The following is a 14,178-nucleotide window of genomic DNA, read 5'->3' as shown; positions in this document are numbered from 1 at the left end:
GTTGCGGACTATTGGCAATCCATTCATGACGCCATAGTCTGCATAGTCATATGCAGTCGGTTAGAGGCTCGCCCGGCCGCGCCACAGCGTTCCGCGGCGTCCGAACTCCTCACGGGGCGTCGACCGGCCCCGGCGCCGGTGCCCGCGCGGCACCCCGCGCCCCCCTGGCCCCCGACCGGCGCCCACAGGACGGAGCAATCCATGGCCCAGATAATGGTGGAACGGCGTTCCATCGATGTCGTCCCGGACGAGGAGCGCCACGGAACGGCGTTCTCGCAGTTCACCCTCTGGCTGGGGGCCAACCTCCAGATCACCACCGTGGTGACCGGCGCCCTCGCCGTCGTCCTCGGCGGTGACGTGATCTGGTCGCTGGCCGGCCTGCTCGCCGGCAACCTGCTGGGCGGCGCGGTGATGGCCCTGCACTCGGCCCAGGGCCCCCGGCTCGGACTGCCGCAGATGATCTCCTCACGGGCGCAGTTCGGCGTCCGCGGAGCGGTGGTGCCGCTCGCCCTGGTCGTGGTGATGTACGTCGGCTTCTTCGCCAGCGGATCGGTCCTCGCCGGACAGGCCGTCGGCAAACTCACCCACCTCGGACCGGTGCCCGGCATCGTCATCTTCGCGCTGATCACCGCCGTGACGGCGATCGTCGGCTACCGCGTCATCCACGCGCTGGGCCGGGTGGCCAGCGTGGTGTGCGCGCTCAGCTTCCTCTACCTGGGCGGGCGGCTGCTGAGCCGCGCCGACCTTGGCCACCTCGCCCACCAGCACCACTTCACGCTGCCCATGTTCCTGCTGGCGATGTCCCTGTCGGCGTCCTGGCAGCTCGCGTTCGGGCCGTACGTGGCGGACTACTCGCGCTACCTGCCCCGCACCACCTCGCCCCGCGCCACCTTCGGCTGGACGCTGGCCGGCACGGTGCTGGGCGCCCAGTGGTCCATGTGCTTCGGCGTCCTGGTGGCGGCCACCGCGGGCGCCGCGTTCCTCGACGATCAGGTCGGCTACGTCGTGGGCCTGGGCGGCACCGGCCTGATCGCGTCCTTCCTGTACTTCGTCATCGCGCTGGGCAAGCTCACCGTCAACGTGCTCAACACCTACGGCGGGTTCATGTCGATCGTGACCAGCGTGAGCGGCTTCCGCGGCCGGCGCGTCCTGTCCCAGCGCGGCCGCACCGCCTACATCGCCGCCATCATGGTCGCGGGCACCGCCGTGGCGATCGTGGGCCGCAACTCCTTCCTGGACTCCTTCGCCGACTTCCTGCTGTTCCTGCTGACCTTCTTCACCCCGTGGTCGGCCATCAACCTGGTGGACTACTACCTCATCTCCAAGGAGCGCTACGACCTGCCCGCGCTCAGCGACCCGCACGGCCGCTACGGCGGCTGGCGCTGGGAGGCCCTGACCGTCTACGGCATCGGCCTGGCCGCCCAGTTCCCGTTCCTGTCGACCAGCTTCTACACCGGCCCCCTGGTGAGCCCGCTGGGCGGCGCGGACATCTCCTGGATCGTGGGCCTGGTCGTACCGGCCGTGCTGTACCGGTTCGCCGGCGCCCGCCGGAACGCCTCCACCCCGCCGCCCGCCCCCGCCGCCCCGGCCGCGCCCCGGGAACAGGCCGCGGCCGTCCCCGGGACACCCGAGGGGGAGTGACGGGCCCACCCGCCTGCCGCACCCGAGGGGCAGAAGTTGCTGGTGTGAACCATGTGTGTCTGGGCAGGCGCGTATCCACGCACCGGATGCCGCTCTTCTGCGGAATTCCGCGCGGGTGCAAATACTGAACAGACAACGGCAAGCGAACAAGGGTGGCGTGTGGTGGATGTGACTCCCGACGGGCAGACCGGGCCGGCCGGCACGGAACGGCTGCGGGATTCCGTCGCGCACCTGCCCCGGCAGGTCCGCGAGGAACTGACGCGCAGGCTGCGCCGGAACCGGCGGGCCCTGCGCAAGGAGGACGTCCAGGTCGTCGAGCCGCCGCTGCTGCGGCGCGCGGTCGGCGCCTCCGCCCTCGGCAATTGCATGGAGTGGTTCGACTTCGGGGTCTACAGCTACCTCGCCGCGACCATCGGGAAGGTCTTCTTCCCCGGCGCCTCACCCGGCGCCCAGGTCATCTCCTCCTTCGCGACCTTCGCCGCCGCGTTCGTGGTGCGCCCCCTCGGCGGTCTCGTCTTCGGGCCCCTCGGGGACCGGCTCGGCCGGCAGAAGGTGCTCGCCACCACCATGATCATGATGGCGATCGGCACGTTCGTCATCGGCCTGATCCCCAGTTACGCCACGATCGGCATCGCCGCGCCCGTCCTGCTGCTGCTCGCCCGGATGGTCCAGGGCTTCTCCACCGGCGGCGAGTACGGCGGCGCGACCACCTTCGTGGCCGAGTACTCACCCGATCGCCGCCGCGGCTTCCTCTCCAGCTGGCTGGACTTCGGCACCTTCGTCGGGTACGCGCTGGGCTCCGCCCTGGTCACCGTGCTGAACCTCGCCCTCAGCGACGCCCAGATGCTCTCCTGGGGCTGGCGGGTGCCGTTCCTGATCGCCGGGCCGCTCGGCGCGATCGGCCTGTACATGCGGCTCAAGCTGGAGGAGTCGCCCGCCTTCCAGAAGCAGCTCGACGAACACGAGGAGAGCCTGGCCAAGAAGTCGGCGGGCAGCGAGTTCCGGACCATCGTCAAGAAGCACTGGCCGGCCCTGCTCATCTGCATGGGCCTGGTCCTGCTCTACAACGTCACCAACTACATGGTGACCGGCTACCTGCCCACCTACCAGACCGAGACCCTGCACCGCTCCAGCGGCTCCGCCGATCTCCTGGTGCTGGTGGGCATGGTGTGGATCGTGCTGCTGATCACCTTCATCGGCCGCCTCAGCGACCACGTCGGGCGCCGCCCCGTCTACGCGGTCGCGGCGGTGGCGATGATCGTCCTCGCCATCCCCTCCTTCCTGCTGCTCAAGATGGACGGCACCTGGGCGCCGGTGTGCGGTGTGCTGATCCTGTCCACGCTGCTGGCCTGCTTCGCCGCCCCGAGCGCGGCCACCCTGCCCGCGCTGTTCCCGACCGCCGTGCGGTACGCGGCCATGGGCATCGGCTTCAACTTCGCCGTCGCCGCGTTCGGCGGCACCACACCGCTGGTCACCGCGGCGCTGGTCAACGCCACCGGCGACGACCTCATGCCGGCCTACTACCTGATGCTGGCGGGCGTGATCGGCCTGATCACCGTGAAGTTCCTGCCGGAGAGCGCGCAGGTGCCGCTCAACGGCTCCCAGCCGATGGTCGGGTCCGCGGAGGAACGCCGCGAACTGGTCACCACCTCCGAGGCGCTGTACCGGGCCGGCCGGAAGGCGGGCTAGGCACAGCGCCGGTGCGGGCGGAGGCGAGGTCCCGGCGGTTGTCCGCCGGGACCTCGCCGTGTCAGCGCGTCACAGCGTCAAGGTGACACCGCACGACACCGCACGACACCGCGGCACCGCGTCACCGCTTCGTGCCCGCGGTCAGGTGGTCGCCGGGGATGCCGGCCTTCTCCGGGCGGTAGTACTCCCGGATGCCCTCCGCCCAGGTGTCCACCTTGATCCGGTCGCCGTCCACCGGGCCGAACGCGTCGAACAGCGTCTCGATGTTGGGCCGCTCGAAGCCGATGGCCGTCATCAGCGCGACGAAGACGGGCCGCGTGACATGGCCGTCGCCGTCCAGGTCCCCGAGCGTGGACAGCGCCCGGGCGAACTCGTCGATGGTCGACTCGAACCGCTCCGGCGACAGCACGCAGGCGGTGAACTCCTCCGGGCTGATCCGGCCGTCGCCGTCGGCGTCCAGTTCTGTGGCGAGCGTGGTCCAGTAGCGGCGGAGGGAGGCGAGCAGCGCGCCCTTGGCGGCCTCGTCGGCCGCCGGGACCGCCGCGACCACCCGGCTGCCCATCAGTTCGAAGTCGTCCGGGTCCAGGACGCCGTTCCCGTTGGCGTCGAACAGGGAGAAGACGAGCTGGACGCGGTCGGTCGCCTCGGGAGTACGCATGAAGCCTCACCTCTTCGCTCGGTGTACGCCACCCGGCCTGCGGACCGGGGAGCGGCTTCACTATCGGGCCGCCGCGCTCGCCCCGGCCGGGAAAGCCGACCGGCTGCACACGAACGAGGGGAAAGCGGGGCGCGGCGCATGAAAGGCGGCGATCCTGGAAAGCGGGCCGCGAGCCGGAGCGGCCCGCCGTCTTCTCTGCCTCAGCCGCGCTCCCCGCGCAGCGCCGCCTCGACGCTGTCGACGACGCCCATGGCGTCCCGGTACGACCCCGGCAGGAAGTCCGGGGTGCCGACCACCCGGTGGCCCCGCGCGGCGGGCAGCCGCTTGAACCCGTCCAGGGCGAACAGCTTGCCGATGTCGTTGGCGGGGGAGCCGTCGTTGTTCGTGTAGTAGACGAGGTGGTCGGCGTCGTGGAGCAGGTCCGTCCGCTCGTACGACACCGACTTGGTGGCCCCCTTGCCGACCGACGCGCTGGCCGAGGCGAACCCGGCGCCCAGCTGGGTGAGGATCTCACCGACGGGCGAGGCGGAGCTGTAGATCCAGTAGTTGCCGGTGTCGAACCCGCCCTGGATCACGTCCCAGTGGCTCGCCGCCAGCTTCGCGCCGTAGGTCTTGCGCACCGCGGCGATCCGGTCGCCGTACTCCTTCTTCAGCGCGGCGAGCTGCGTCGTGCGGTTCACGAACCGGGCGGTGGCCTCGGGGAACTCGGTCCACGTGGAGTTGTCCCGGAACGAGGTGAACGCGGTGGGCGCGATGGCGGAGAGCTTCTGGTACGCCTTGGAGAGGTAGGGCACGTCGACGCCCACGATCAGGTCGGGCTTGAGCGCGGCGATCTTCTCGTAGTCGATGTCGGCCCCGGTGGTCACCTTGGCGGCGGCCTTCCAGCTCGGCAGGTAGCGCGGCGGGACGTAGGTGGCGCCGCTGTTCTCCACGCCCACCGGCTTCAGGCCGAGGTCGAACAGCGACTCGGTGGTCCACGAGTGCACGGAGACGATCCGCAGCGGACGGTCGGGCACGCGGACCGTGCCGTGCGCGGTGGTGACCGCGCGGGTCGCGCTGTCCTTGCCGCCGGTGCCGTCGGCGGCGGAGGAGCCGCAGGCGGTCAGGACCGCGGCCAGCGCGGCGGCGGCCAGCACCGCGGACAGCCGGCGGCGGACCCGCCGGGCCGCGGGAGCGCCCGGGACGGCGGGAGAGGGGGCAGGGGAGGGGGTGGCGGGGGACGGTACGGCGGTCACGGGGGATCCCTGTGGGTGTGGTCTCGGATGCGAGAGGGGGGAGGGCGAAGGGAGCGCGGGCTCGGGAGGGTGGCGGCGGGGGTGTCAGGAGGCGTCGCGGGGGCCGACGCCCGCGCGGGCGGAGCCCACACGCGAGGCGAGACCGTCGAGCAGCACGGTGAAGTTCTCCCAGCTGTACGCGTACCAGGAGGCGAGTTCCGGCTTCCACACCTGTCCGGCGGCCACGGCGGGGGTGCGCTTCCACAGGGGCGCGTCGGGCATCGGGTCGGAGACCGCCCACACCAGCAGGTCGACGGGGATGGACGGGACGTTCTCCCAGCTCACCGCCTGGCTGTAGGTGTTGTCCGAGCCGGCCGGCACCGGGACCAGGCGCATACCGAGGGCGCGGACCGTCTTCAGCACGGCCCAGGTGGCCGGGTTCATCACGCCGATGGTGTTCTTGTCGATCCCGAAGACGAAGCCGACCCTGACGCCCGGGTTGGCGGCGACGGCGGACTTCAGCCGGGCGCTCGCCGCGGTGTAGCGGGCCTTGGCGCCGGCGTCGGCGAGATGGGAGCCGAGGGAGGCGGTCAGCCGGTCGGCGGTGCCCGCGATCTTCTCGATCGGCTGGTACGTGCTGAGCCCGACCACGGGGGCGATCTTGGACACTTCGGAGAGCTGCGAGGACACCTGGAGGGTGCCGTCGGGCTGGACGGCGTCGACCAGGAGGTCGGGACGGGCCTGCGCCAGCGCTTCCAGCCGCACGCCCTTGTCGGCCGAGTAGATCTTCGTGACCCCGGTCCAGTCCGGCTTGACGGCCGGCACGATGCCCTGGCCGGAGTCGGCCGCCGCCACCGGCTGCAGACCGGCCGCCCACAGCGCGGCGCCCACGGTGTCGGTGAGGAACGCGATGCGCCGGGGGCGCCGCGGGAGCCGTACGGTGCGGCCCCGGTCGTCGGTGAACGACCACGCCCCGGCGGAAGCGCCGCCGGACGCCTTCGCGGAGGAGCCGCCGGCCCCGCAGGCGGTGAGGCCGAACAGGCCGGCGGCCCCCAGCCCGCCGACGAGCAGCCCGCGCCGGGTGGGGCGGCCGATGGCGGAGGCGGTGAGGGCGGGGCGGTCGGCGAGGGGACGCAGCAGGGTCGAGCCGGTCGCGGTGGCGGTCATGGTGGTGTCCTCGGAGGTGTTCGGGCGGCGCGTCGGGCCGCGGGGACCGTACGCACGGGGACGGGCGCACGGGGGTGGGCAGGGGGTGCCGTACGGGCGGCGGGTCCGTACGGCCCGCTGCCCACCGGGGGGAGCGGTGGTGGATGAGGCCCTTGGTGGGGCGGAGGCGGCCCGGGGTGGGGGCCAGAGGTGGCGGGTGGCTCGCCGTCACCGGAGCGGGGGCGCCGGGTCCCGGAACCGTCCGGCTCCGGAGCCTGCGGGCCGGCCACCCGGTGGCGGCACCGCCCCAGGCGCCCGGCTCGGCCGGGTTCCACGGCCCCGGCCGGGAAAGCACCGGTTGCGGAAGCTGCCGGGCTCCGGAAGTACTGGCCTGGAGGCCGGTCCGCTGGAGGCCGGTCCGCGGGAGCCGTCGGGTCCGGGAGCACTGGTCCGGAGCCGGTCGGCCGGGAGCCGGGACCGAATCACGTCCCGAGCTGCCGGGCGGCCGGGCCCTGATCAGGTACCGGGCTGCCGATTTCCCCACCAGCTCCGGGCCGCCGGTTCCCCACCAGCTCCAGGCCACCGGTCCCCGATCGGGTACCGGGCCACGGTTCCCGATCAGGTCCCGGGCCGCCGGTCCCGAGTCGGTGGCCGGTCCCGGGATAACCGTTCCCGCCGCGGAGGACGGGTGCGAGGGGCGGTGGTCATGTGCTGTCCGCTCTCCGCCGGGCGACGAGCAGCCGGCACAGGTAGAGGCCGCCGAGCACGCCGGTCATGGCGCCGACGGGCAGTTCGGTGCCGGGCAGGACGCGCTGGGCGGCGAAGTCGCTCACCGCCAGCAGCAGCGCGCCCATGAAACCCGCCGGTACGACCAGGGCGCCGGGCGCGCGGACGAGCCGGCGGCACAGCTGCGGGGCCGCCAGGGCGACGAAGGCGATGGGTCCCACCGCGGCCGTGGTGACCGCGGCCAGCGCCGTGGCGGCGAGCGCCGCCACCAGCCGGGCCCGGCCCGAGGAGACACCCAGCGCGCGGGCCGTGTCCTCCCCGAGTTCCAGCCAGTTCAGGGCCCGCGCCGACAGCACGGTGACGGGCGTCAGCACGGCCAGGGCGACGGCGAGCGGGGTGACCACGGCCCAGTTGACCGAGTTCAGGCTGCCGATCAGCCAGATCTGCGCGTCCTGGGCCTCGTACAGGCTGGCCCGGGTGAGCAGGTACGCCGTGAGGGAGGTCAGCATGGAGCTGACGCCGATGCCCACCAGGATCACCCGGTAGCCGGCGGCGCCGCCCCGCTTGAGCGAGAACAGGGCGACGAGCAGGGCGGTGGCGAGGCCGCCCGCGATCGCCGCGACGGCGGTGGCGTACGGGCCGCCGTGCAGGAGCACGATCTCCACGACGGCGCCGGCCGCCGCGCCGCTGGTGAAGCCGACGATGTCGGGACTGCCCAGCGGGTTGCGCGACAGGCTCTGGAAGACGGCGCCGCTCATGCCGAGCGCCGCCCCGGCCAGCAGCGCGCACACCAGGCGCGGCAGCCGCAGGCTGACGACGATGAACGACTCGGCCCCGGTGCCCTGCCCGAGCAGGCAGGCCACCACCCGGGCCAGCGGCACCCGGAAGGCGCCGGTGGTGAGGCCGAGCGCGCCCACCACGAGGCAGGCGGCGGCCAGCAGCAGGCAGACGGTCACGGTGCGGGGCCGCCAGCGCAGCGACACCCGCCCGCCGTACAGGCGCAGCACACGTCCTTGGACGACGCTGCCGGGGCGGCCGGTGCGCGGTGCGGTGCGGGCGGCGGCGGGCGGGGCGGCCGGGAGGGTCGGGAGGGTCACAGTTCGGCGATTCTGCGGCGGCGGACGAGGGCGATGAAGACGGGCGCTCCGACGAAGGCGGTGACGATCCCGGCCTGGATCTCGCCGGGGCGGGCGAGGAGACGGCCGAGGACGTCGGAGCCGACCAGCAGGGCGGAGCCGAGGACCATGGAGTACGGCAGCAGCCAGCGGTGGTCGGGTCCGGTGACCGCGCGGGCCAGGTGCGGGACGACCAGGCCGACGAACGCGATCGGGCCGACCGCCGCCGTCGCGGCACCGCACAGCAGCGTGATGGCGAGCGTGCCCAGCAGACGGGTGCGGCCGACGCCGCTGCCGAGGGCGCGGGCGGTGTCGTCGCCGAGCGCGAGCGCGTTGAGCGAACCGGTCAGGCCCAGGGCGAGCAGGGCGCCCACGGCGAGGAACGGCAGCACCCCGGTGAGCACGGAGAGCTGGATGCCGGCCACCGAGCCGACGCCCCAGAACCGGAACTGGTCGAAGACGTCGGGCCGCAGCAGGGTGACGACGGAGATCAGCGCGCCGAGCACGGCGCTGACGGCGGTGCCGGCCAGCGCCAGGCGGACCGGTGCCGGACCCGAGCGCCCGCGCGAGCCGAGCAGGTGCACCAGCGTGGCGGCGAGGCCCGCGCCCGCGAAGGCGAACCAGACGCAGAACGCGGTGTCGGTGCGGTGCCACAGCGCGATGGCGGTGACCACGGCGGCCGAGGCGCCCATGTTGACGCCGAGGATGCCGGGGTCGGCCAGCGGATTGCGGGTCAGCGCCTGCATCAGCACCCCGGCCGCGGCCAGCGCGGCGCCGACGGCGACGCCCAGCAGCGTACGGGGCAGCCGCAGGTCCAGGACGACCGAGCCGTCCACGGAGCCGCGGCCGTGCAGCAGCGCCCGGACGACGTCGCCGGGCGGGATGGCCTTGGCGCCGACGCCGATGCTGACCACGGCGATCAGGAGCAGCAGCGCGCACGCGGCGAGCAGGCCCAGCAGCCGGGCGGCGAGGACGCCGGCCCGGCGCCGGCCGGGCGGGGCGTCGCCCTCCGGTTCCGCTTCCGTCCGCGACGCTTCCCGTCCGTGTGAGTCCTGGCCAGTCGCCACCCCACCTGCGGTGTTCATGCTGGTGGTGCTCATCCGTGCTGCTCCTCGACGACGTACAGGTGCCGATGCAAGGAACCGGCGGGGGTTGTTAGCTTAGCCTTGCCTAAGCAAGTTATAAGCCGGGCGGTGACGGCGACAAGCCGACGGACCGCCACGCCATGTCGCCCATCCGCCACCGCTCACCCCACGGCGTCCGCCCCGCTCCGGGCCCGCGCGAAGTAGGCGGCCGGCGTCTCCCCGGTGACCCGGCGGAACGCGGCCACGAACGCGCTGGGCGTCCCGTAGCCCACCCGCTCGGCCACCCGCGCCACCGGCGCCCCCTCGGCGAGATGCGCCAGGGCGGCCTGGAGCCGGGCGTGCACACGCCACTGGTTGAACGTCATCCCCGTCTCCGCCAGGAACAGCCGCAGCAGGGTCCGCGCGCTGGACCCGACCACGTGCGCGAGCTGGCCCAGGCCGCGCGGGTCCGCGGGGTCTTCGAGGAGCAGCCCGGCGACCTCGCGGGCGCGCGGGTCGGCCGGCAGCGGCAGCTCGAACACGGCCCCGGCCGCCGGGCGCAGCACGTCCAGCAGGACGATCTCGGCGCGGGCCCGGGCGCCGGGGGAGAGGTCGCCGGTCAGGTGGTCGATCAGATGGCGCGCCAGCGGCGGCACGGCCAGCACGGTCGGTGTGCTCCAGGCGAGCGGACACAGGGCCGGGTCCAGGTAGATGCCCTGGAGCACCGACTCCCGCAGCGCGGCGGTGGCGTGCCCGACCCCGGCCGGGATCCACAGCGCCAGATGGGGCGGCAGCACCCAGCAGCGGTCCTGGATGTCGACCATGAGGACACCCGTGCGGGCCCAGGCGAGCTGGTGGTCGGGGTGCGTGTGGTGCCGGAAGGTCTGCCCCCGGAGCATCTCGAACCGTTCGAGATCGATGGAGTTGTCCGGTGGCGAGTCCGGTGGCGTGTCCGGTGGTGTCATGTCGGGTGTGTCCCTGTTTTCTAAGTTTTTCTAAGTTTTTCGGATTTTTTCGGAGTTTTCCGAAGGGCTTCCCGCTCCGGTGGCTGTTGCGCGACATTCGGTGGCGCACCGCGGTGTTTACGACAAAAGTGAGGTCACCCTAACGTGACGGAGTGACCGCACCAGCCCTGGCCGCCCCGCCCACCGCCACCGCCCCGCCGGAAGACCCAGCGGACCCGGCCGACGCCGCCAGGGCCCCCGCCGCCTCCCCCCGCGCCCTGCTGTGGCGGGCGCTGGGCAGCCGTCGGCGCGATCTGGTGGCGGCCTCGCTGCTCTACAGCAGCCACCAGCTCGGCGAGTCGCTGGTGCCCGTGATCGTGGGCGCCACGGTCGGCGGGGCCGTCCGGCACGGCAGCGCGCTGTCCCTGGCCGGCTGGCTCGGCGTGCTCGCCGCGGACTTCGTGCTGCTGTCCCTGTCCTACCGGTTCGGGGCCCGCGCCTCCATGCGGGCCAAGCAGCACACCGAGCACCGGATGCGCATGTGGCTGACCGAGCGGGTGCTGCGGCCCACCGGCGGCGTCCGGCTGCTCCCCGGCGAGCTGCTCAGCCGCGCCTCGGCCGACACCGGCCGGGTCGGCGCCTTCGCCGGTGTGGTCGCCTCCACGGTGGCCGCGGCCGTCGTGCTGCTCGCCTCGACGGCGCTGCTGCTGCGGATCTCCCTCGCGCTCGGCGCGCTGGTCGTGGTCGGCACCGCCGTCCTGCTGGCCGCGCAGAACCGCCTGGCCCGCGCCCTGCGCCGGACCAGCACCGGCGAGCAGGCGCACCAGGCGCGGGCCGCCGCGCTGGCCGAGGACCTGATCCGCGGGCTGCGCGTGCTCCAGGGCATCGGCGCCGAGCGCACGGTGGCCGCCGACTACGCCCGGGTCAGCCGGGACGCCGTACGGGCCGCTCGCGGCGCCGCGTCGGCGGAGGCCGCGCTGCTGTCGGTGGGCCAGCTGTTCACCGGGCTCTATCTGACCGCCGTGGCCGCGGTCGGCGGCTGGCTCGCCCTCGACGGGCGGCTCGGCCTGGGCGAGCTGATCGCGGTGCTCGGCCTCGCCCGGTTCGTCATCGGGCCGATGCGGGTGGTCTCCGCCACGCACGCCGCGTACGCCCGCGCGATGGCCTGCGCGGCCCGCCTCCACGAGACGCTGACCGTGCCCGCGGCCGTCGAGGACCGTACGGCACCGGCGGCGCCCGGCGGCGCGGAGCCCGCGGGCCCCGGGGCGCTCGCCTTCGAGGACGTGCCCCTACCCGGCGGTCACCGCGCGCGGTGGTCCGTGCCCGGCGCTCTCATGACCGGCCTCGTCTGCGAGGACCCGGCCGACGCCGACGCCGTCGTACGCCTGCTGGCCCGCGAGGAGGACCCCGCAGGCGGCGGCCGGGTCCTGCTGGACGGCAGCGGCCTGGACGCCCTGCCGCTCGACACGCTCCGCGCGGACGTCCTGGTGTGCCCGCACGATCCCGTGCTGCTGCCCGGCACCATCGCCGACAATCTGGGCGCCCTCGCGGCGGACGGGACCGCCGTCGAGGAGGCCGCCCGCGCGTCCTTCGCCGATCAGGTCGTGCGCACCGCGCCCCGGGGCGCCGCCACCCCGGTCGGGGATCGCGGGGAGACCCTGTCCGGCGGCCAGCGGCAGCGCATCGCCCTCGGCCGCGCCCTCGCCGCCCGGCCCCGCGTGCTGGTGCTGCACGACCCCACCACCGCCGTGGACGCCGTCACGGAGGACGCCGTCGCCGACCGCGTGCACCGCCTCCGGACCGGCCGCACCACCCTCGTCGTCACCAGCAGCCCGGCCTGGCTCGCCCGCTGCGAACAGGTGATTCGCGTACCGGCGGGGGAGGGCGACGGCGACGGCACCGGGGCGGATGCGCCCGCACCGACCGGGAAGGACGGCACCGCCGAAGCGGACACGCCCGCCTCCCCTCCGGCTCCGCCCGCCCCGGACCCCCACGGCGCCACCCGCACGGACACGCCCGCCCCCGCCACCCACCCCACCACGAAGGGACGGTGACCGGGGTGAGCACCACTCCCGCCGATCTCGACCGGACCACCACGGAGCCGACCGCCACGGAGCCGACCGCCACCGGGGCGGCCACCCCCGCCCCGGGCGCCCCGACCGCAAGCACAGCCGAACCGCCCGCCCCCACCCCCCGGACCCTGCTGCCCGTCGCCTCCGCCCGGGAGACACGGGAGTGTCTGCGCGGGCTGTTGCGCGGGCGGTGGGGCCTGGCGGCCGGGGCGGTGGCCGTCCTGGTCGCGGACAGCGCGCTGACGCTGGCCGGGCCGGTGGCGACCGGGCGGATCACGCAGGCCATCGCCGACCACCGCGGGGCGGGCGCGCTGGTGGTGCCGCTCGTGCTGCTGGCCGCCGCGACGGTGGCGGGCGCCGTGACCGTGTGGGGCGCGGCCGTGCTGCTGGCCCGGGTGGTGCAGCCGATGGCCGGACGGCTGCGCGAGGACGCCGTCGCCGCCGCCGTCGCGCTGCCCGTGGACGTCGTCGAGGCGGGCGGCACCGGCGATCTCGTCTCCCGTGTCTCCGGTGACGTGGAACGCGTCTCGGCCGCCGCGTCCGAGGCGCTCGGCGACTTCGCCACGGCGGCGCTGACCATCGCCGCCACCCTCGTCGGACTGACCGCGCTGGACTGGCGCTTCGCGCTCGCCGGACTGCTGGCGGTGCCCGTGCAGGCGTACACGCTGCGCTGGTACCTGCGCACCTCGCGTCCGCTGTACGCGGCCGGCCGCACCGCCGACGGGCGCCGCGCCTCCGCCCTGCTCGGTGCCTTCACCGCGCTGCCCACCCTGCGCGCCCTGCGCCTGGGAGCGGGGCGCCGCGCCCGGGTGGCCGAGGCGTCGCGGGAGGCGATGTCGTACGAGTTCGCCGCGACCCGGGTGGCGACCCGGTTCTACGGGCGGCTCAACGCGGCCGAGTTCCTCGGCCTGAGCGCCATCCTGGTCGTCGCCTACGTCCTGGTCCACGCGGACCTGGCGGGCATCGGCGCGGCGACCACGGCCGCGCTGTTCTTCGTGGGCCTGTTCGACCCGGTCAACACCATGCTGGGCACCTTCGACAGCGTGCAGCAGGCGGGCGCGGGCCTGGCCCGGATCGTCGGCGTCACCACGTACGGCCGTACGCCGGACGGGCCGCCGCCCCCGCCGGGCCGCCCCGGCGGCACCCTCGTCCTGCGCGACGTGCGCCACCGCTACCAGGACGGCCCGGAGGTGCTGCACGGCGTCGGCCTCAAGGTGGCCGCCGGGGAGCGCCTGGCGGTCGTCGGCACCACCGGGTCGGGCAAGTCCACGCTGGCGACACTGATCGCCGGGCTGCGGACCCCGTACGCGGGCGAGGTCGCCCTCGGCGGCGTGCCCACCGCCGACCTGGCCCGCCCGGCCGCCGACGGGCGGCGCCGGATCGTCCTGGTGACCCAGGAGCACCACCTGTTCGCCGGCACCGTCGCCGACAACCTCCGCCTGGCCCGCCGTGACGCCTGTGACCAGGATCTGGCGTCCGCGCTCGCGGCCGTGGGCGCCACGGCCTGGGCCGACGCCCTGCCGGACGGACTGGACACGGTCGTCGGCACCGGCGGCGGCGATCTGACGCCGCGCCAGGCCCAGCAGCTCGCCCTGGCCCGGGTGCTGCTGCTCGATCCCGACGTGGTGGTGCTGGACGAGGCGACCGCCGAGGGCGGCAGCGACGCGGCCCAGACGCTCGACCGGGCGGCGCTGGCCGTCACCGAGGGACGCACCGCGGTCGTGGTCGCGCACCGGCTGTCCCAGGCGGCCGGCGCCGACACCGTGGTCGTCATGGACGACGGCCGGGTGGTCGAGCGGGGCCGGCCCGGCGACCTGTGCGCGGCGGGCGGCGTCTACGCCGGTCTCTGGGAGGCCTGGACGAACGGGCGGCGGTGAGCGAGCGCGCCCGCGCGCGGAGGGCGGTCTCC

At 74.6% G+C, this 14,178-nt stretch carries 10 protein-coding genes; 4 read left to right on the top strand and 6 right to left on the bottom strand.

Translation table 11 applies throughout. From position 1 onward, the window contains the following. Positions 1-201 precede the first annotated feature (201 nt). Positions 202-1,641 carry a cytosine permease gene (locus ABZ858_RS17100; RefSeq protein WP_361378231.1) on the top strand — a complete coding sequence of 480 codons (1,440 nt, stop codon included), beginning with the start codon at positions 202-204 and terminating at the stop codon, positions 1,639-1,641. Between the two features lie 159 nt (positions 1,642-1,800). Next, positions 1,801-3,330: an MFS transporter gene (locus ABZ858_RS17095; RefSeq protein ID WP_361378228.1), complete on the top strand. Its 1,530-nt coding sequence runs from the start codon at positions 1,801-1,803 to the stop codon at positions 3,328-3,330. Positions 3,331-3,451: 121 nt separating this feature from the next. On the opposite strand, the gene ABZ858_RS17090 is transcribed toward ABZ858_RS17095, so the two are convergent. From ABZ858_RS17090 to ABZ858_RS17065, 6 genes are all read right to left on the bottom strand, one after another. Next, positions 3,452-3,988: a calcium-binding protein gene (locus ABZ858_RS17090; RefSeq protein WP_361378225.1), complete on the bottom strand. Its 537-nt coding sequence runs from the start codon at positions 3,986-3,988 to the stop codon at positions 3,452-3,454. A gap of 200 nt (positions 3,989-4,188) precedes the next feature. Then, positions 4,189-5,223, bottom strand: coding sequence for an ABC transporter substrate-binding protein (locus tag ABZ858_RS17085; protein ID WP_361378222.1), 1,035 nt, complete (start codon positions 5,221-5,223; stop codon positions 4,189-4,191). A gap of 84 nt (positions 5,224-5,307) precedes the next feature. After that, a complete protein-coding gene (locus tag ABZ858_RS17080) occupies positions 5,308-6,369 on the bottom strand; it encodes an ABC transporter substrate-binding protein (protein WP_361378219.1) in 1,062 nt (353 codons plus the stop codon). A gap of 683 nt (positions 6,370-7,052) precedes the next feature. Next, positions 7,053-8,171, bottom strand: coding sequence for an iron chelate uptake ABC transporter family permease subunit (locus tag ABZ858_RS17075; RefSeq protein ID WP_361378216.1), 1,119 nt, complete (start codon positions 8,169-8,171; stop codon positions 7,053-7,055). After that, entirely contained in the window at positions 8,168-9,289 is a 1,122-nt protein-coding gene (locus tag ABZ858_RS17070) for an iron chelate uptake ABC transporter family permease subunit (protein WP_361378213.1), read from the bottom strand. Before ABZ858_RS17070 ends, ABZ858_RS17075 begins: the two co-directional genes overlap by 4 nt. 146 nt (positions 9,290-9,435) lie before the next feature. Further along, positions 9,436-10,218: a helix-turn-helix transcriptional regulator gene (locus ABZ858_RS17065; RefSeq protein ID WP_361378210.1), complete on the bottom strand. Its 783-nt coding sequence runs from the start codon at positions 10,216-10,218 to the stop codon at positions 9,436-9,438. Between the two features lie 152 nt (positions 10,219-10,370). On the opposite strand from ABZ858_RS17065, the gene ABZ858_RS17060 reads away from it, so the two are divergent. Both ABZ858_RS17060 and ABZ858_RS17055 read left to right on the top strand, forming a co-directional pair. Next, positions 10,371-12,251, top strand: a complete 1,881-nt coding sequence (locus tag ABZ858_RS17060) for an ABC transporter ATP-binding protein (RefSeq protein ID WP_361378207.1) — start codon at positions 10,371-10,373, stop codon at positions 12,249-12,251. A gap of 5 nt (positions 12,252-12,256) precedes the next feature. Further along, a complete protein-coding gene (locus ABZ858_RS17055) occupies positions 12,257-14,146 on the top strand; it encodes an ABC transporter ATP-binding protein (protein ID WP_361378204.1) in 1,890 nt (629 codons plus the stop codon). Positions 14,147-14,178 lie beyond the last annotated feature (32 nt).

It is taken from the genome of Streptomyces sp. NPDC047017 (assembly GCF_040644175.1).
Classification (GTDB): Bacteria; Actinomycetota; Actinomycetes; order Streptomycetales; family Streptomycetaceae; genus Streptomyces.
This window is presented reverse-complemented; position numbering and strand designations above follow the sequence as displayed.